An 18,204-nucleotide genomic window follows, 5' to 3' on the forward strand; every position below is an offset into this window, starting at 1 on the left:
GACGGGTACTTTTTTACATGACAGACTTAGTAAAACACTTACTTTGTCTGTGATCTTACGGGGGTAAAATGACTGCTCATACTCGATACGAGACTGATGTCGTCGCCTGGGCGAATGAACAGGTGGAACTTTTACGCTCCGGTAAATTTTCAGAGATCGACTGCGAGAATATCGCGGAGGAGATTGCAGACGTGGGTAAGAGCGAACGACGGGAGCTAGCAAGCCGCATGGCTGTCTTGATTGCTCACCTGCTGAAATGGAAATATCAACCGGAACGTCGTGGTTCGAGCTGGGAAAAGACGATAAAAGCGCAGCGTAAAGATGTGGCATACGCACTGAAAGAGTCTCCCAGCCTGAAAACTAAACTGAATGACCCTGATTGGTATGATGTGATCTGGTCTAAAGCAGTCGCCATTGCCGCGGATGAAACCCATCTTGAAAACCTGCCGGATGAACAAATCTGGACGGTAGATGATGTGTTGTATTCCGAGTTTTGGCCAAATTAACTTCTCCCGTGTAGCTATGGGACACTAACGCTGGCTTTGGCCAGCGTTTTTCTTTTCTGAGCTCGTTTTTAGTTTAGCGTTGTCCTGTTAAGGCTTGTCGGCAGAATAACCACCTGATTTTGAGATTTCTCTTAAACACGGTGGAGACTGATGACAAGACCTATGCGGCACCCTCGAAATACGCCAGCTACGACGACGCTGGCATGCCTTTCTGCTGCAATGCTGGTAGTGGGGTGTGCACAACAAACAACCTCTTCAGTTTCCCGCCCGGCTGTGCAGCCAAGGACGAACGATATTTATCAAAATCGTTCACCTGACGTCGTGCGTTATGACCGTTACACACTGGTCAGCACTCGCCCTGCAGATTCACAACGCGATCCACTCAACCAAGTTATCGACATCACGATGCCGCCGCAACTGGTGCGTAGCGTCGGGGATGGATTTCGTTATTTGTTGCTGGAGTCTGGTTATTCGTTGTGCCCCTCAACGTCATCAACGTTTTCTGAGCTGCTTGGTCGACCTTTGCCAGGTGTCCAGCGCAATATTGGTCCGGTTCGTCTCAGTGAAGCGTTGCAGATAGTTGCGGGGCCCGCGTGGCGGCTACGAGTTGACGATGTGAATCGTGAAGTCTGCTTTGCTCTGCGTGACGAATATCGTTCGTTTGCTCCGGCCGCTTCTGCATCATTGTCTCCTTCCCCCGTTAAATCGGCCATTTCTGTCCCGCCTCGCACTTCCGGAAATCCTTTTACGAACCCAGGGGCGCAGACGAAGTCAGGCATGTTAAAACCGGACAGCCAACCCTTACCTGTACCAACCCTGACAACGCTTTCGCCGACAGCGACAGAGAGTAAACCTTCGGTATTGGCCACGGGGGTACCTGTTTCTGTGAACAAGCCGGTCGCTTCTGCCTCCATATCGAAACCTTCTGCTGCCGCCCAAACAGCCCCGTTGTCTGCGCTGCCATCACCTGTAAAATCCTCAGTCGCTCCAGCTCCAGCTGCAAAATCAATCCTGGCACCGACGACAGCATTGCCGCCGGCTCCTGTCGCGCAGCCGCCAAAAAAAGATGAAACGGCAAAGTTGCTTTCGACGTCGTCTAAGACGAGCCCAGCAGTAGTTGCACCTGTGGTCCCGACGCCAGTAGCGTCTCCAGCCCTAGCTTCTGAACCCAAGTCCGCACCAGTTATTACACCCGTCTGGAAAGCAGAGCCGGGCACCACCACATTACGTGAGTTTTTGACGCGGCAGGCCTCCACGGTGGATTGCCCGTATGGCGGTAAATGGGCCGTTGTTTGGCCGATCAATGTCGATTACCCCTTGCCGCCTCGTCTGGTTATCCATGGCAGTTTCGATGCATTTGTGAACCGCATTTTTTATTTATATGGACCAGAAAGGGTGGATGGGAAAGTGGATACCCCGCTCTATGGCCTCGCTAACCGCAGCCAGTGTGTTGTTGTGGTCTCTGATAAACCCCTAAGAACAGGGCTGAACTGATGCAAGGCATGTTGGTGTTAATGGCGTTGTTAGTCCTGGTTGGCGGATACCAGGGGGCACGCTCTACTGGTGATTTGTCGGTGGATACGGTCATAGAAACTTCTACGGCACGCCAAATGCTTCAGACAGCCAACACGCTAGGAAGGTTAAAAGCTCTGGGGGGAAATGTCCTGTCCTTATGTCCCGGGAACCGTCCTTCGAATCTGCTTTCAATCCCTGGTTTGGAAGATAACCCAGACATTTACTGCACCGAATATAACGGACGAGTTTTCGTGTGGGCAAAAGAAAAACCAGGTATGGCCAGGGTGTTACGTGAATTATCACGCGACTCACGGCTTCTGGCTCGTATCAACGAAGGGCGTGTGAATACTCTTGTTGACCCCGCTCCCTGGCCAGTTCCATTGCCTGCCGGCATCACGGAAGGCTCTTTGGTATACATCAACTAAGAGAAGACGATGTCACAATTTACCCCGCATTTTACATACCGGAACGTTGCGCTGGCATTGCTTGTTTCTACCGTCCTGAATGGTTGTGCTACCAACGGGTTTAGGGGGGCAGATGAGCAAGCGGAGCGGGATATCCGAACGGCTGAGCAGTTACATGGATTATCTCGCACACAGCCTTCCTCTCCTTCACTTGTCTGGGTTGACGAGCCCTGGGTCAATCCCCGTCCTATTCGTGTCAGTGCACGGGCGCAACAGGTCAAGTTACCTCCATGCAGCCTGACATTGATTATTGATGGCAGCTTGTCTCTGTATGAGGTTGGCCAGCGTATTACCCGCAGTTGCGGGTTCCCTGTTGTGATAACGCCTGATGCCATGAGTGCGCTATCCGGCTCAGCATCACAGGGGGGCGCTGGGGCGACTCGCGCTATCCAAGGGGCACTTCCTCGTCCGGATGACGGTGGGCGTCCCGCACTGGCCAGTATTGGCGGCGTAACGTCTACCTCGTCATTTTCACCGAATATCGGTGCGGGACTGATTACTGATATCAGTTGGGAAGGTGAGCCTCTCGGTGGGGCACTGGACCAAATCACATCGCGTACGGGGCTTAACTGGAAATTCGAAAACAATCAGGTGGTGCTGTATTACCTGGACACGCGAACTTACCGATTAAAGGTTCTCAACGCTGAAACATCCATGAATTCCAACTTGACCGGCACTAGTAGCTCGACAGCCGGAGGTGATAATAGCTCGGTAAGCGGCAGCCAGAATTCAGGACAGAGCACTAGCGTTAAGCTGGAAAGCAAAATTCATAATGACATCGGTCAATCCATTAAGTCGATGATCAGTCCATCGGGGAACTGGCACCTTTCTGGTTCAACGGGCGAACTTGTTGTAACAGATGTTCCCCAGGTACTGGACAGAGTTGAGGGTTATATCGACAACCTGAATGTGCGTATGAATCGGATGGTCAAGCTTATGGTCAGCGTCTATTCGGTTCAGCGCAAAGGTTCCAGTCAGACGTCACTGGACTGGTCTGTTGTTGCTAATCGTCTCGATCGATTTGGCTTAACGTTGGCGGGTACGCCAACGGCCACTACTGCAATTTCATCCGCAGGTATCAATGTTATTGATGGAAAATTTGCAGGCACTACGGCGTTGTTCCGAGCGTTAGAGTCGCAAGGCAAAGTGTCTGTTGTGATGGCTCATGAGGCAACGACGACTAATTTGGTTCCTGCACCGTTTCAGATTGCGGGCCAGATGGTTTACCTGCGAAACCAGAAAACAACCGTGTCCGAAAATTATGCCACGACGGACATGGAACCCGGAAGCATCACTACGGGGACACAGATGACACTATTGCCTGATATCCGTGATGAAGGCGATATTCAACTGCAATTTAACTTCAGTCACTCCGATCCGGCTCAGTTGCGCAAAGAGTCATCTGAGGACGGAAGAACCAAAATGGAGATGCCGTATACCACCGTACGGAGCTTAAGTGAACGGGTTAATCTGAGGCCGGGTCAGACGTTGATCGTCAGTGGTTATAACTCGCGCAATCTGACTACATCTCGGGAAGGCGCATTTGATCCTGATGTCACTGTCGCCGGCGGTGGTAAATCAAGTGAAACGGATGATGTCACCCTGATCATCGCCGTTACGCCAGTTCTGATGTGAGGGCGGCGATGTGATTACTGTACCTCATGAGAATGGTGGGTTAGTCGCAGGATTGCGCTGGGAGCCGACAGCAGAGAAAAGTGTCCAGCGGTTTGGGCGCGATATGTTATCCCTGAAGCTCAACCCTGTTCGTCGGCGCAATAAAGCGAACTCAGCTCCAGCTTCCGATATTCATTCTGGTGCGTCAGCGGTCACGGGCGCTTGCCCATGGAGGCCAGGTCGGTTGTGGTCACTTGCCGCACTGGCGACGAACTGGACGGGGGAAAACGGGTATGGCGTTGTCCAACTCGGTGACGATGAATATGTTTTTTTAGCGACTATTCACGGTGTTCCTGCGCTTAACGGCGACATTTGCGGTACGCGCGACGATATGTTCGCCATCACAAATGAATTTATTAACCTCACGCTTGCGCCGGAAGCGGGATGGCATGTGGCCTCTACGCCGGATGCGCCTGCGGTACCCGCTGATATCCTGCCGTTGCGTCGTCGCGACTGGCCAGCACGTTATCGATTGACGTGTCCCGCCAGAATACAACGTACGTTATTGATTAGTTTGCCTGTGCTGTTTGCGGTCAGCATTGCAGGGATGTGGGGCGTGCAGTATTGGCAGAACTGGTCTGCTCGCCAGGCCCAGGCAGCAAAAGCAAAGTTGGCTGCGATGGCTGCAGGGGGCAACGAGCTTTCTCAAAAAGAAAAACGTGTATTACCCCATCCATGGGTGATGCAACCATCGGCTCAGACTTTGCTAACGGTCTGCGAACGTAAATTGGATGCGCTTCCTCTGGATCTGGGTTTTTGGCCATTGTCCTCTGCCGACTGCCGGGCTGATGGCGTTATGACCGCATGGGTGCGGGATAAGAACAATCGACTGGCGACGGTCAACCGCCTGATTCAGGCTGTGCAGTCTCTTCCAGGCTCACCGGTTGTCTTTATCGATGAGAGTGGGGATAACGCGCAGGTGGCGTTCTCCTATCCTGCGCTGCCCAGTGGCGGTGACGATCACGTGATTGACAGTGAAACTCACCGTCGACTTTTGCTGAGTTTCTTTCAGTCCCGGGGGATCCCTCCGTCACTCCAGAATGTTCCGCCAACATCAACTCCGGTGGATGAAACGGTCGAGTGGATTCAGGACTGGAGCGCATTTGCCTTTTCTCATACCTCTCGCTTAGCCCCTTCCTTTCAGCTGTCAGGTTTGTCTGCGGCGGGACTCCGTCTGACGCGTATTGGACTGAAGGTTGAGGGGCGGTCATTGACCTGGTCATGGGATGGAACGGCGTACAGTCGTGCCCAGGACAGCGTTGCACCAGAAGGAAATACACCATGATGAAAGTTTTTTCCCTATTTCCGTTGCTGTTTACAGCATCGGTATTGGCTTCTGATATGACGGAAATTAGTCCTGTTCCCTCAGGGGACGTCCTGGTTTCTGATGAAGTGACAGTCAGGACGCTGAGAGCTGTCGAGCTGGAAATTGATTTGATAAAAACACAGCAGGCTCGTCAGGACGCGCAGAACGCACTGGCGGAAAGTCGGTTGAAGGGGCAAACGCTGAAGAACCGGCCCGATATGTTACTGCCTTCAGCTACACCAGGTGTTGGGCTTGGGACTGCGAGCAAAGGCGCCGGGGTAAGCCTGGCTATTACGGCTGCGCGGTTGAAAGAGATATGGAGTGAAAACAGAACGCTGCGCGCGGCGGCTGAATTTAATGGTCGCCGTATCGTACTTCAGCCAGGCGATACCTGGCCAGGCAGTGAGCATCGCGTGAAAAGCATCACTTCACGCGGTGTCGAACTTAGCAACGGACAGATGATCCAGACAGGGGTAGCGCAGTAATGAAAACGGATAACCATCAATCAGCTGATGCCGATTTGGCCTGCCGCGTTCCAGAGCCATACCGTGATGACATTGAGCTCATTCGTCTTGATAACGAGTCTGTGAGTGTGCGCATTAACCGGGAAATTAGTAAGGAGCCGGAATTCATCAGCTGGTTTGCCGGATTGCGCCGGGCCGGGCTGAAGCCATTGCCGCCTGAATTCGTGATGAAAAGTGAGCTTGGTCAGGTAGGGCTGGCCAATACGCATGATGTGGAAGCGGGGATCAGTGGTGCTCAGCGCGAGGTCCGTCGGATGTTCCGCGATGTCATCTCGATGAGCGCCTCTGATATTCACGTACATCTCGACCGTCGCCAGGGAAGCCGGATCCGTACCCGGATCAATGGGTTGTTGTACACCATTCGTGAACCGGATTTTGAAGAGGGAGGAACGCTGCTGTCGACTATGGTGGAAAGTATGTGTGACACCAAATCTCAGGGTTACAACCCGCGTGTTGCTCAGGATGGTCGTGTTAAACCTGAATTTCTGGCGGATATGAATTTGTATGCAGCCCGCTATAGCCATCGTCCGACTGACGATGGTGGTGTTTTTGCGGTGATGCGCCTGATTGAAGACGATCGTGGGCGTACCCGAACGCTGCAAAGCTTAGGCTATCAGCCGGAGCATGAAGCGGCGGTGGAAGAAATTGAGCTGACATCGCAGGGGCTTATCGGTCTATGTGGGACGACCGGTTCCGGTAAATCCACGACGCAGAGGGTACTGGCCAGTCGCTGGCTGGCCAGAAACAACGGGCAGGTTAGTCTCCAGACCCAGGAAGCGCCGATCGAGGGGCTGATTTTGGGCGCCGTACAGTGTGCTGTTAATACTGACAACCTCAGCTTGCATCAAGCGGGAGAGGCCTGGGCAGGCAGTGTTGTGATGTCCATGCGTCTTGACCCGGATGGTATCTATACCGGAGAAGCCCGCGACTACGCATCAGCATACGCTGCGCTGGAAACGTCCGTCAGTGGCCACCCTGGCTGGTTTGGGCTCCATTGCACTTATCCGCTGGATGCACTGACCCGCATGCGTAACTGGGGAATTGATGCGCGTGAGCTGGCGAACCCGACGTATTTTCGGGGACTGATTGCACAGTCGTTGGTGAATACGCTCTGCCCGTCCTGTGCGTTGCCGTGGTCTGAAGCCCTTAAACGTCAGTTGATCCCGGCTTCGCATCAGACGCTGGCAAAGCGCATGTTTAATACGGATGAGCTTGAGCAGTTACGTTTTCGAAACCCTGACGGTTGCGGTAAGTGCACGAAGCAATTGCTGGGAACCGCAATTAACCAGGGAATTAGTGGACGAACCATCGTGGCTGAAATCGTGCGCCCCGACCGTCATATCATGAAAAGCTGGCTGGAAGAGGGGAGTTTTGTGGCGCGCCGGCTCTGGCTTCAGGCGGGCGGGTTTAGTCGTGGGCAGCATTTGCGGCGTCTGCTGCTGGCTGGTCAGACAGACCTGGTGATGGCCACAGAGCACATGGATCCAGATGAAGACCGCGATTTTAGGGAGTGTGCCTAGCCATGGTGACATTACTGATAGTCATCTTCTGTGTGCTGCTGGTCTTAGGGGTTTTTCTGATCCTCTCTGTAACCTGGCCGCCGATGATGCGCCGGACGTTTTGGCTGACGGAACGAATTAAGTTTTGGCAGATGGTGCGTACGTTCTGGCGAATGGAGATGCTGCCGGCAGAAATTTTCGACATTATGCGGGATATCTACAGCGATAACGGAAAACGGCGTAATCGCGGTAGCCTGCTGTGCCAGCAATTGAGCGATGCGGTTAGCAAACGCACATTCGGGGAGATGAATCTGCCCGGCCCCCGCGATCAGATAGCGACACCGGAAGATGTTCTGGCAGCCTGGTGCTCGCCACTAGAAGCTGTGCTTTTTCGGGTGGGTAATGTCTCGGGCAATATGTCTGAGGCATTAGCCCAATCTATCAGCCTGCTTAAATATATTCAGCAAATACGCAGTGCGATGGTCCCTGCATTGGGCCAGATGGGCCTGGTTCTGTGCTCTGTACCCGGGATACTCTACGGCGTATCACAACATCTGTTACCGGCAATGTCCAAGCTGATCCCAGAGGAGCGCTGGACGTTGCATATCATCATATTGAACAGTGTCAGCCACGGGATACAAGAGCACGGAGCCGTTCTGTGTTTTGTCATCGGTATGATCACTTTCCGCATTATCCGCACTATTCCGAAGCGTGGGGGCGTTATCCGTCGCCGCTTTCTTGAGTTTATTCCTCCCTGGTCGATCTACTCCACCTTGCAAGGGGCGCTATTTATGCTCAGTGCCGGTTCGTTGCTGAAGGCGGGCATGTTGCCGCTGGACGTCCTGAATACGCTCAGTAAGCACGCCTCACCATGGCTTGTCGCGCGCCTTGATGCTGCGGCTTTCCGTGTGCGCAGTGGCCGCAATCTGGGGTTGGCGCTCTATGAAAGTGGCTACAACTTCCCTTCCAGGGAAAGTGCCATCTTTCTTAGTCGTGCCGGCGCCAGCCGGGATATTGCTGATGTGCTCAATGACTGGGGGCAGGAGCAAATGCCTGTCGCACTGGAGCGTATTCGGTCACTGAGTAACTGGCTGACCTTTGGTCTGGGGGGCGTGATCGGCGCTTTTCTGATTTACGTCATGTTCGCTGTGGTCGGGCTGACGATGACCTTGAGTTCTCAAGGGTTCTGACCCGTATCACTACATTATATTTTTTTAACGCTAGTTATTTATCAAGAGGTTATTGAATGGAAACGTCTCTGACTACATCCCGCCGCAAGGCTGGTATTGCGAAGTGGCTTATCACCCCTGCTCGGGGAGGCAATTTGAAAGATGCGATTATCGCGGTTGTGGTCGCTGCAGCGGTCGTTATTCTTGTCTTTCAACTGGGGGCTTATCTGTGGGGGTTGTATCAGAACAGTGCTACGCAAACTGAAGTAACGACCATGTTAGAACAGTCGCGTAAATTAAAGAGTCGGGCCGGGTATACCGGTGCCTCGATGGCAACCCTGCGTGCGGTCAATGGTATTCCCGCGTCTGTCGATCGCACTGGTGATGTCTATTACAACCGCTATGGCGGAACGTATGCCCTGGCTCCCGCCAGGACAAATGGATCGGCATTTAATAACTCGGTTGCGATGACGTTGACGGGAGTATCTGAGGGAGGCTGTGGTGATCTGGCTCAAATGTTCCTGAATGCTGGAGAATCTATTTATTCCGTCACCATTGGCAGTACCGCGATGCTGACGGCCAACGTGACCACTGGGACATCAACTGCCGCGACGTTGATTGGTACGCAATGTGATGGTGGTGACAAAACGTTGATTATTACTACTTCGCGTTGATGATCATGGCCAATGCATTGCTGCTGATCACCGTTATCTTTCTGGCTTATTCCCCAGGCAACAGTGTTGCCCTGGGTAAACCCCCAGTGAAATATACGGTGCAGCCCTGGTTGGCCTGTATTCACACCGCGAGTGTGAAGTACGTCATCGATTCACTGCTGATTGAGGCGGTGATGGAGCAGGAAAGCAGCTTTAATCCGCAAGCAGTCAACCGCAGCAACTCGGATGGTAGTGCGGATTACGGTCTGATGATGGTTAACTCGGGGAATGTACCAAAACTGATCCGGGAGGGCATTATTGCGACAGTGCAGGATTTGCTGGATAAGCCGTGCCTGAATATTCAGATTGGTACCCGATTGTTGGCATCCCATTTCCAGGTGTGTGGTGTGAGCTGGAACTGCCTGGGCAGTTACAACGCGGGGTTCGGCGATAAGCGCCACCGGCTGCGTGAGAAATACGCCAACCTCATCTGGGAACGCTATAAACGGTTGTTACGCGAACGACGGGGTGTCGTACTGAAATGAGTCTATTCATTTTAGCCCCGTTACTTTTCGTTGTATTGACGATGGTCGCCTGGCTGGCTTGCCAGCACGTTCGCTGGATAGAGCGTTTTTTGGCGCTGCAACCTGCACGAGTGCTGAACGGAATGACCTTGTTGTTGCTCGTTATTCCGTTCTGGCTTGCCAGTCTGGTATCACTTTATGTTCATGAGTCCGGCTCTCTGTTGCTACTGGTGATGCAGGCGGGTCTGCTTGCCTGTGCTGTGGCTGATGTGGAAAGGGAATGGCTACCTGAGAGTTATACCGTCCCGCTGTTTTTTCTTGCGCTGAATTACTCACCGTTGCCAACCTACATCATTCAGCCGGTGATGGTGATGTCTGCCGTGGTCGTGGTGGCTGCGCTTATTGCCGTTATTGTCCGACCGTCGCTGTCCGCTCTTCTACCCGGGCGGGGAGACATCATGCTGTGGCTGGTTTTGAGTGCTTGGACAGGGATCGCTGGAAGCGTGATCCTGTTTATGTCCCTGATTGCTGGTGCGCTGACGATGCAACTGACGGCGCGCGATCACACGCCGCTCGGCCCCTGGATGGCCGGATGTGGGGCGCTGATGATCCCTTTTACGACGGATATCCAGCGATTGGCGGACCGTTTTATGTTTACGCTCTGGCACTGATAGAAGAGGTCGCCTTATGTTTTCGATAATTAAGTCATTACAAGGCCTATTGCGCCGCTTTATCCGACGTCAACCCGCACGCGGCAGCTTAATCAAAGATTCAATCATCGGTGTGATGGTTTTTATTGCGTTGATTGGTCTGGTCACGCAAGTGATCAGCAATTATGTGACAGAGCTGCATTACCAGACCGTTGCTCGTCATGCCAGTAAAGTATCCCAGGCTGCTGGAAAGTATGTGTCTGATAAACATGATGCCTATTTATGTCAGTTGGCTCCTTCCACCTGTACGGCGGGGGTATCCACACCATTGCCGCAGCCGTTCACTGCCCAGACGTTGATTGATGCGGGATATCTGGATGAAGGTATGGGCACAACAACGATGGACAGGCAAACCTATCGTTTCGGGGTGAGAGCGCGGACGGTGAATGGTTCAACAAAGCCGGCACTTGAAGCGTTGATGGTCACCACGGGGGGAGACGCGTTGGACGAAGGTGGAATTCGCCGAGTCGCTCAGCTCATCGATGGGATGGGCGGTTTTATCAGTGATCCAAGCCTGACTGAGTTGGGGGGACAGGCGAATACGGCATATGGGGCAGAATTATCCTGGTCCCTTCCCGTCACCCCGTTTGGGTTAACTGCAGAACATGGACATATTGCAGTGGCCATCAATGGCGGCCTGATCGGCGGTCTGGATAAAGAAAGCGATCGCCTTTATCGCTTCAGTAGTGATGCTCATCCGGAATATAACCAGATGAACACCGCTATCGATATGAACTCGAACAATTTGAACAATGCTGAGCAGGTCAACGCGAATGAAGTGAATGCTGCAAGATTTGTGGCATTGGAGAGTAATGGTTTTTTTGGCTGGCGTAATGGGAACGATATTCAAGCCTGGCTGAAATGGAATAACGATAAACAGAAAGTCGAGCTGAAGAACGCTGGCTTGAATGTCGAAGGCGACATTACTTCAGAAAAAAGCGTTAGTGCTGCCGATGATGTCAGTGCTGGTAAGCTGGTTGTTGCTGACCAATTTTTGTACCAAAAGACCGTTGTTGTTTCTGGCGATTCCTGTGATGCGGTGACGCTGGGGCTGACATCTATCAGTGATACAACTGGCCTGATAGGCCATGACAGCACTGGCGCGATACTTACTTGCCAATCCGGTGCGTGGAAATCACCCTCATCTATCCAGCCTGGCACCATCACGATGTGGGGAACGCCAGTGCCTCCAGAGGGCTGGATGGAGCTCAACGGCCAGCTATTTAATCCCAGTGGAAATCCCATTCTGGCCAGCCTGTATCCTTCCGGCCAGGTACCGGATTTTCGCGGGTACTTTCCTCGAGGCTGGGATAATGGGGCGGGGATTGACCCAGGTGAACGGGCTATGCTTAGTTATCAGGAGGATGCCATTAGAAATCTGACTGGCGAATTCCAAACAATAGATTATTTCGGGTATGAAGCTAGTGGTGTATTCGGTCGCGTTGAAAAAACAGGTAGAGCTCAAATAGGCGGAACACCTCAAGACTGGAGTCATTCAAAAATTCAAATTGATGCATCCCGCTTAGTACCTACCGCTGATGAAAATCGACCTAAAAATATCGCGGTAATGTTTATTATTAAAGCTGGTTAAGCACCCATTGAACGCTTTGCCAATCCGGTGCGTGGAAATCACCCTCATCTATCCAGCCTGGCACCATCACGATGTGGGGAACGCCAGTGCCTCCAGAGGGCTGGATGGAGCTCAACGGCCAGCTATTTAATCCCAGTGGAAATCCCATTCTGGCCAGCCTGTATCCTTCCGGCCAGGTACCGGATTTTCGCGGGTACTTTCCTCGAGGCTGGGATAATGGAGCGGGGATTGATCCCGACAGCCGAGCAATTCTTAGCATTCAGGGAGATGCGATACAAAATATTACGGGGAAGTTTCCCTCAATGACGTGGTCTAGAGGACTTGCAAGTGACGAGTTTTTTGTCGGTGCATTTAAGAATGATCGTTTTATTGGCCCCGGTGACCGAGGCACTGACGAAACAACTACATTCCAAGCTAGCTTTGATGCATCGCTAGTAGTCCCTACTGCCGAGGAAAATCGACCTAAAAATATCTCAGTGATGTTTATCATTAAGGCAGGCTAAGCACTCATTGAGCGCTTTGCCAATCCGGTGCGTGGAAATCACCCTCATCTATCCAGCCTGGCACCATCACGATGTGGGGAACGCCAGTGCCTCCAGAGGGCTGGCTGGAGCTCAACGGCCAGCTATTTAATCCCAGTGGAAATCCCGTACTGGCCAGCCTGTATCCTTCCGGCCAGGTACCGGATTTTCGCGGGTATTTTCCTCGCGGCTGGGATAATGGATCTGGCGTAGACTCAAATGGTTCACGCGCTATTTTAACCGTACAAAATGACGCGATTCGAAACATTACAGGTTCATTTCAAACGTTTGACTATAACGGATATTCGCCAACAGGCGTGTTTTCTCACAAATCGAGAAGTGGCTCCTCCGTGTCTGGATCTCCTCAAGCATGGAGCCATTCAATAGTACAAATTGACGCCTCTAGTACTGTCCCTACAGCAGACGAAAATCGACCTAAAAATATCTCAGTGATGTTTATCATTAAGGCAGGCTAAGCACTCATTGAGCGCTTTGCCAATCCGGTGCGTGGAAAAAGTCATCAGGAAGCGCTGTGCTAACTGGATCTATAACACATGGGCAACAGATTCCTATACCTGATGGATTTAGCGAAAAACAATGTCAATGGAGTGTCAGCAATAGTGAAAATCCACACGGTTGGAAGCCTGAGTATTACGCTGGATCTGTAGCTATAGCTGGCTTAAATCGGATTGTTACGTGCGGTTATTTCGATGAGTATAATTTTCACGCTGGCACTAATCGTACTGATATCAGTGGGAAATGCAGTTACATTATTAGCTGCTCATAACTCATCCGCCCGATAAATTTTGAGTGATTACACATGAGTACAAGTAGTTTGAGTCAGCTTGAAAAATCCTCGATTTCACATAGTCATTTGGACATGAAATTGAGGGGTTGTGTCCCTGGCAAAGATAGATATTGATATTCCCAGACAAGTGATCATCAGATGCAAAACCACACAATGCACCCTGAGATTTTTCATCACCGGACCACGCACCGGATTGGCAAAGCGCTCAATGAGTGCTTAGCCTGCCTTAATGATAAACATCACTGAGATATTTTTAGGTCGATTTTCCTCGGCAGTAGGGACTACTAGCGATGCATCAAAGCTAGCTTGGAATGTAGTTGTTTCGTCAGTGCCTCGGTCACCGGGGCCAATAAAACGATCATTCTTAAATGCACCGACAAAAAACTCGTCACTTGCAAGTCCTCTAGACCACGTCATTGAGGGAAACTTCCCCGTAATATTTTGTATCGCATCTCCCTGAATGCTAAGAATTGCTCGGCTGTCGGGATCAATCCCCGCTCCATTATCCCAGCCTCGAGGAAAGTACCCGCGAAAATCCGGTACCTGGCCGGAAGGATACAGGCTGGCCAGAATGGGATTTCCACTGGGATTAAATAGCTGGCCGTTGAGCTCCATCCAGCCCTCTGGAGGCACTGGCGTTCCCCACATCGTGATGGTGCCAGGCTGGATAGATGAGGGTGATTTCCACGCACCGGATTGGCAAACTGGCAAACTACTGTATTGTCTTCCCCTTTAAATTTAGGGACGGACATTTGATGAAGAAACGTATAAAAAAAATACTACTAAGTAAGGCGTTGGATAAATACTTTACTACCGTGTCACGTCATAAGAGAGGTCAATTACAGGAGTTTTATCGAATAAATGTTATCAAAAGGTCATCACTTGCTGGTAGGTACATGGATGAGGTCTCATCAGTTGATATTGCTAGCTACAGGGATGATAGGTTGGCCCAGATTAACCCTAGAACAAAAAAAACTATCAGCGGCAACACCGTTCGTCTTGAAATGGCGTTGCTCTCTGCATTGTATAATTTGGCCAAAGTTGAATGGGGAACATGTACAACTAATCCCGTTGAGAATGTAAGAAAACCAACGGTTTCTTCGGGTAGGACGCGTAGGTTAACTTCTCAGGAAGAGCGGAAAATAACGCGTTATCTAAAGAGTAAAAATCCTGAGCTATTGGCAATTTTTCGTTTGGCTGTTGAAACAGCAATGAGGCAGGGCGAGATATTGTCATTACGTTGGGAGCATATAGATCTTCGACTCGGTATCGCTCACCTACCATTAACTAAAAACGGTTCTGCACGTGATGTACCGTTGTCTTCAAAGGCGCGCCAGGTGCTGAAGGAGATTAGTGAGCTTGTCCGGCACGAATGTGGGAGTGTTTTTTCCTACACTTCAAGCGGTTTTAAAAGTGCGTGGCGTATTGCATTGCAGACGATGTCTATTGAAGATCTCCATTTTCACGATCTTAGACATGAAGCTATCAGCCGATTTTTTGAACTGGACACGTTGAACGTTATGGAAATTGCAGCAATCTCAGGGCATAAATCAATGAATATGCTGAAGCGATATACCCATCTCAGAGCGACTCATCTGGTCGGTAAGCTCGATGCGCGTAAAAAGCAAGCGCAGAAATTAATTTCGATTTTCATACCTTACCCAGCGGATATCGAGGTTCATGATGGTGGTAAGGTAACAATGACATTTTCTGATTTTGATGATTTGGTGGTTACAGCACCAACATATGATGATGCGTTAAGAGTGGCATCTGTTGAATTACTCAGATTTCAAGCGATAGCTGCAAAGAATGGCGAAAGACTCCCTCCACCTGGACATATATCTGTCAATATGAGTGAACGGATACTGATCAGCCCCCTCTAAATCTGAAGAGGCGATATTGAGTTAAATATCGCCATTTCTTTAGGCCGTTTGCATGATTTGGGTATTAATCCTCCCATGTGGCCACTTATGATTTCTGTATTTTTTTTTGTCGGAACGATTGCTCTGTATTGCCCCATTTACTTTTTCATATGCCTGCTTGTGCCATTCAAAGGTTTTTCTGTTTCATACATGAAACATAGGGAAAGGAACTATGCAGTAATTCATATCTCACTGTTTTCTAGAATCGGGCGTCTCAATAAAAATCAGTTGAAAAAATTTAATACTGCATTCGTCTCTACCTTAGATACAGCTCTTCAGAATAAAAGAGAATCGGTCGTTTTTCGCTCTCATTTGATGAGGGCCTCTCAGGTGCAGTTAGCTGAGAATGTCTTATCTGGATGTGGCCGTCGTTACCGGGTATCCAATGTAGTGTTATCGAGACTGGAACGGGTAGGGATCATATGTCAGACATTTCTACAAGAATGGAGATTGGTAACGATTCCTCATCGAGGGGTAATGATTGTCGTTATGGCGAGATAAATTTTTAGCTGGGATGGTTAATTTATCGTGGATTGAATAATTACATTACTTTAATGTGATCGATACATTCGATCGAACCGATCGATTTATTTTGTTGTACACGATTAATTATGTTGTTTAACCTCGGTTGTACATTAAAGCGAGTTACCTAATTACATTGAAATAATTTTTTATGTGGAGTCGTAGTGAATGAATCCTACATATACGGCATTAATTGCACTATTGCGTTCAGGGAACATGGTATTCCCTGAAAGTGATGGAAAATATGATGGTGGTAATAGCCAGTTTTCAGTAAGAATCAAGCCAGAAAGCAGGGCGTTCCTTGACATGCATGCCGAGCGTATCGGTGTTTCCAAGTCTACGCTCTACGGCATTATCTTGGAAGGTGTACTTTCTGAAGCTAGAGCATCAACAGCTGACAAAATGATGGGGGTCTATGAACGTTTTTGTTTGTTGATGGATGCTCATCGGGTAAATGTATTGCAACAGGCGCAATTGCTTGCACCATTTGGTATTAGTCAGGGGGCATTATCCAGCGCAGAACGAACACTGGACTTGCTAAACACTCAAGTATTGCATCAATTGGCATCATGGTTTGAAATCGACGTGCAGTGGTTGTTTTGTGAGAAAATGTATCCAATGGAATATTGCCATTTTTTTGATCAGGAACCTCTGGATTATAACGTTCTGAGTGAAACCGCTGAGTTGGTATTCTTTCGTGCAATAGGTGACTGCAATGTTACTTTAGCTTTTACTCGGGAGTGGAAAAATGTTCATGGGGTAATTAATATCCCAATCATTAAGGTTTATCGTATATTGAGAGAATGGGATCTTCCGAAATCGAAAGATGTCAGGTATCTGGCTTATTCACAGAAACAAGTTGAGTCGTTAACTGATGGTTCAGTGTTTCCCATTATGGTTGTTGATAATTACAATCGTGAATATAAGAGCTATCAAGATTTTTTAGCAGGTTAAATTTTTTTTATTATTAATGATGCACCAGCACCAGGGGATTTATTTGTCAAAAAATCATAAATGAATGTTGTGCCAGTACCAGGGAATATCATAAATATTTAACCTCCATATAGGAATAAAGAATGAAACACTCATTAATTACACGCAGTTTTATTATTGCGGGCATCGTGGTTGCTACTTCAGCTAATGCAGCCGGTACATGGACTGAAGCTCGCGGTGATGCTATGGGCGGAACAGGTGTTGCTTCCTCGCACTACAGCGCAGCTGCTCTTGTAAACCCCGCGCTGCTGACGAAATTCGATAAGTCAGATGACTTTAGCCTGATTTTGCCAGCAGTCGGCGCTCAGGTTTCCGATCCGGATAATCTGCAGGATGGGGTCGACCGTATCGACAATGATTGGAAATCATTTGAGCGTATCGTTAGTGCCGGCGGAGATGCAAGTTTAGCTGCGTCAAAGCTGCGTGGATCATTACAAGACTTTTCTGGAAGCCATGCTAAGGCGCATGCCGGTGCATCAACGGTTGCTGCTGTTCCCAATAGCGTTCTGCCATTTGCCGTCGTTGCTCAGGCGTGGGGAACGGCAACGGTCAAAACCAACGTAACAGATAGCGATCTCCAGTGGCTTGATGGGGTGTCAAACGGTACAGTCAACGGCTCTGACCTGAGTTCATTAACGTCATCCGCTAATGGCCGTGCCGCTGTCGTTGCAGATGTTGGTGTTGCAATGGCACGTGAATTCAACATCGGAGGATTCGGCTTCTCCGCAGGTATTACACCGAAAATACAGCGCGTCTATACATTCAATTACAACGTTGCGATTAATAAATACGACAGTTCGGATTTTCGCAGCAGCGATTATCGTAACGATAAAACGGGCGCCAACGTAGATGTCGGTTTTTCAACCAACTTGAATGATAACTGGATTGTTGGGTTGGTTGGCCAGAATCTGGTTGCACGCAGCATCGAGACGAAAGAAGTCAACGGCGTCAAAGACACGTTCAAAATCAAGCCTCAGGCAACGCTGGGAACCGCATACAGCAACGGTTTCTTTACTACTGCTCTCGATGTCGATCTGACTCCTGCCAGTCGTTTTAACTCTGATAAAGACAGCCAGTTTGTCAGTGTAGGTGGCGAACTGAATGCCTGGAAATGGGCGCAACTGCGCGCAGGGTATCGTACTGATATTCATGACAGCGATAACTCCTATTTTACTGCTGGCATTGGTTTGTCTCCGTTTGATGTCGTACATCTGGATATCACCGGCATGGCGGGAACAGACAGAACGTATGGTGCTGTTGCGCAACTGACGTTTACATTCTGATGCTGAATAAGGGGGCTATT

Annotated in this window: 18 protein-coding genes; 17 read left to right on the forward strand and 1 reads right to left on the reverse strand. The window is 50.0% G+C overall.

Going from position 1 to position 18,204, the window contains the following annotated elements:
- Nucleotides 1–68: 68 nt before the first annotated feature.
- From DMB82_RS02155 to DMB82_RS02220, 14 genes are all read left to right on the forward strand, one after another.
- Nucleotides 69–506: a DUF29 domain-containing protein gene (locus tag DMB82_RS02155; protein ID WP_116164960.1), complete on the forward strand. Its 438-nt coding sequence runs from the start codon at nt 69–71 to the stop codon at nt 504–506.
- A gap of 150 nt (nt 507–656) precedes the next feature.
- A complete protein-coding gene (pilL2, locus tag DMB82_RS02160; protein WP_116164958.1) occupies nt 657–2,000 on the forward strand; it encodes a PFGI-1 class ICE element type IV pilus protein PilL2 in 1,344 nt (447 codons plus the stop codon).
- Nucleotides 2,000–2,446 carry a type IV pilus biogenesis protein PilM gene (locus DMB82_RS02165; protein ID WP_116164956.1) on the forward strand — a complete coding sequence of 149 codons (447 nt, stop codon included), beginning with the start codon at nt 2,000–2,002 and terminating at the stop codon, nt 2,444–2,446. Before pilL2 ends, DMB82_RS02165 begins: the two co-directional genes overlap by 1 nt.
- Before the next feature lie 9 nt (nt 2,447–2,455).
- On the forward strand, nt 2,456–4,120 hold the full coding sequence (pilN, locus tag DMB82_RS02170) for a PilN family type IVB pilus formation outer membrane protein (RefSeq protein ID WP_116164954.1): 1,665 nt from the start codon (nt 2,456–2,458) through the stop codon (nt 4,118–4,120).
- A gap of 10 nt (nt 4,121–4,130) precedes the next feature.
- Entirely contained in the window at nt 4,131–5,444 is a 1,314-nt protein-coding gene (gene pilO2 / locus DMB82_RS02175) for a type 4b pilus protein PilO2 (protein ID WP_116164952.1), read from the forward strand.
- A complete protein-coding gene (gene pilP, locus DMB82_RS02180; protein WP_102118379.1) occupies nt 5,441–5,950 on the forward strand; it encodes a type IV pilus biogenesis protein PilP in 510 nt (169 codons plus the stop codon). The genes pilO2 and pilP overlap by 4 nt, the downstream gene beginning before the upstream one ends.
- Nucleotides 5,950–7,509: an ATPase, T2SS/T4P/T4SS family gene (locus tag DMB82_RS02185; protein ID WP_116164950.1), complete on the forward strand. Its 1,560-nt coding sequence runs from the start codon at nt 5,950–5,952 to the stop codon at nt 7,507–7,509. The genes pilP and DMB82_RS02185 overlap by 1 nt, the downstream gene beginning before the upstream one ends.
- A gap of 2 nt (nt 7,510–7,511) precedes the next feature.
- Nucleotides 7,512–8,678, forward strand: a complete 1,167-nt coding sequence (locus DMB82_RS02190) for a type II secretion system F family protein (protein WP_116164948.1) — start codon at nt 7,512–7,514, stop codon at nt 8,676–8,678.
- A 56-nt stretch (nt 8,679–8,734) separates the two neighbouring features.
- Nucleotides 8,735–9,331 carry a type 4 pilus major pilin gene (locus DMB82_RS02195; protein WP_103157523.1) on the forward strand — a complete coding sequence of 199 codons (597 nt, stop codon included), beginning with the start codon at nt 8,735–8,737 and terminating at the stop codon, nt 9,329–9,331.
- 5 nt (nt 9,332–9,336) lie between these two features.
- Nucleotides 9,337–9,855 carry a lytic transglycosylase domain-containing protein gene (locus tag DMB82_RS02200; protein ID WP_103157570.1) on the forward strand — a complete coding sequence of 173 codons (519 nt, stop codon included), beginning with the start codon at nt 9,337–9,339 and terminating at the stop codon, nt 9,853–9,855.
- Nucleotides 9,852–10,505, forward strand: a complete 654-nt coding sequence (locus tag DMB82_RS02205) for a prepilin peptidase (protein ID WP_116164946.1) — start codon at nt 9,852–9,854, stop codon at nt 10,503–10,505. Before DMB82_RS02200 ends, DMB82_RS02205 begins: the two co-directional genes overlap by 4 nt.
- A gap of 16 nt (nt 10,506–10,521) precedes the next feature.
- Nucleotides 10,522–12,135 (forward strand): shufflon system plasmid conjugative transfer pilus tip adhesin PilV, encoded by a 1,614-nt coding sequence (pilV, locus tag DMB82_RS02210; protein ID WP_228400034.1) that lies wholly within the window; start codon nt 10,522–10,524, stop codon nt 12,133–12,135.
- A 71-nt stretch (nt 12,136–12,206) separates the two neighbouring features.
- Nucleotides 12,207–12,638 carry a phage tail protein gene (locus DMB82_RS02215; protein WP_203448541.1) on the forward strand — a complete coding sequence of 144 codons (432 nt, stop codon included), beginning with the start codon at nt 12,207–12,209 and terminating at the stop codon, nt 12,636–12,638.
- Between the two features lie 71 nt (nt 12,639–12,709).
- The gene (locus tag DMB82_RS02220) at nt 12,710–13,132 is read left to right on the forward strand and encodes a phage tail protein (protein WP_211027735.1); all 423 of its coding nucleotides are present in this window, start codon (nt 12,710–12,712) and stop codon (nt 13,130–13,132) included.
- A gap of 548 nt (nt 13,133–13,680) precedes the next feature.
- On the opposite strand, the gene DMB82_RS02225 is transcribed toward DMB82_RS02220, so the two are convergent.
- Nucleotides 13,681–14,112 (reverse strand): phage tail protein, encoded by a 432-nt coding sequence (locus DMB82_RS02225; protein ID WP_203448541.1) that lies wholly within the window; start codon nt 14,110–14,112, stop codon nt 13,681–13,683.
- Nucleotides 14,113–14,219: 107 nt separating this feature from the next.
- Here DMB82_RS02225 and DMB82_RS02230 point away from each other — a divergent pair, with 107 nt between their 5' ends.
- From DMB82_RS02230 to DMB82_RS02240, 3 genes are all read left to right on the forward strand, one after another.
- On the forward strand, nt 14,220–15,347 hold the full coding sequence (locus DMB82_RS02230; protein WP_116164849.1) for a site-specific integrase: 1,128 nt from the start codon (nt 14,220–14,222) through the stop codon (nt 15,345–15,347).
- Between the two features lie 729 nt (nt 15,348–16,076).
- Complete coding sequence (locus DMB82_RS02235; RefSeq protein ID WP_116164847.1) at nt 16,077–16,862, forward strand: hypothetical protein; 786 nt, start codon at nt 16,077–16,079, stop codon at nt 16,860–16,862.
- A 122-nt stretch (nt 16,863–16,984) separates the two neighbouring features.
- Nucleotides 16,985–18,184 carry a conjugal transfer protein TraF gene (locus DMB82_RS02240; RefSeq protein ID WP_116164845.1) on the forward strand — a complete coding sequence of 400 codons (1,200 nt, stop codon included), beginning with the start codon at nt 16,985–16,987 and terminating at the stop codon, nt 18,182–18,184.
- The last annotated feature ends 20 nt before the right edge of the window (nt 18,185–18,204 follow it).

This window comes from Pectobacterium aquaticum, from assembly GCF_003382565.3.
Classification (GTDB): Bacteria; Pseudomonadota; Gammaproteobacteria; order Enterobacterales; family Enterobacteriaceae; genus Pectobacterium; species Pectobacterium aquaticum.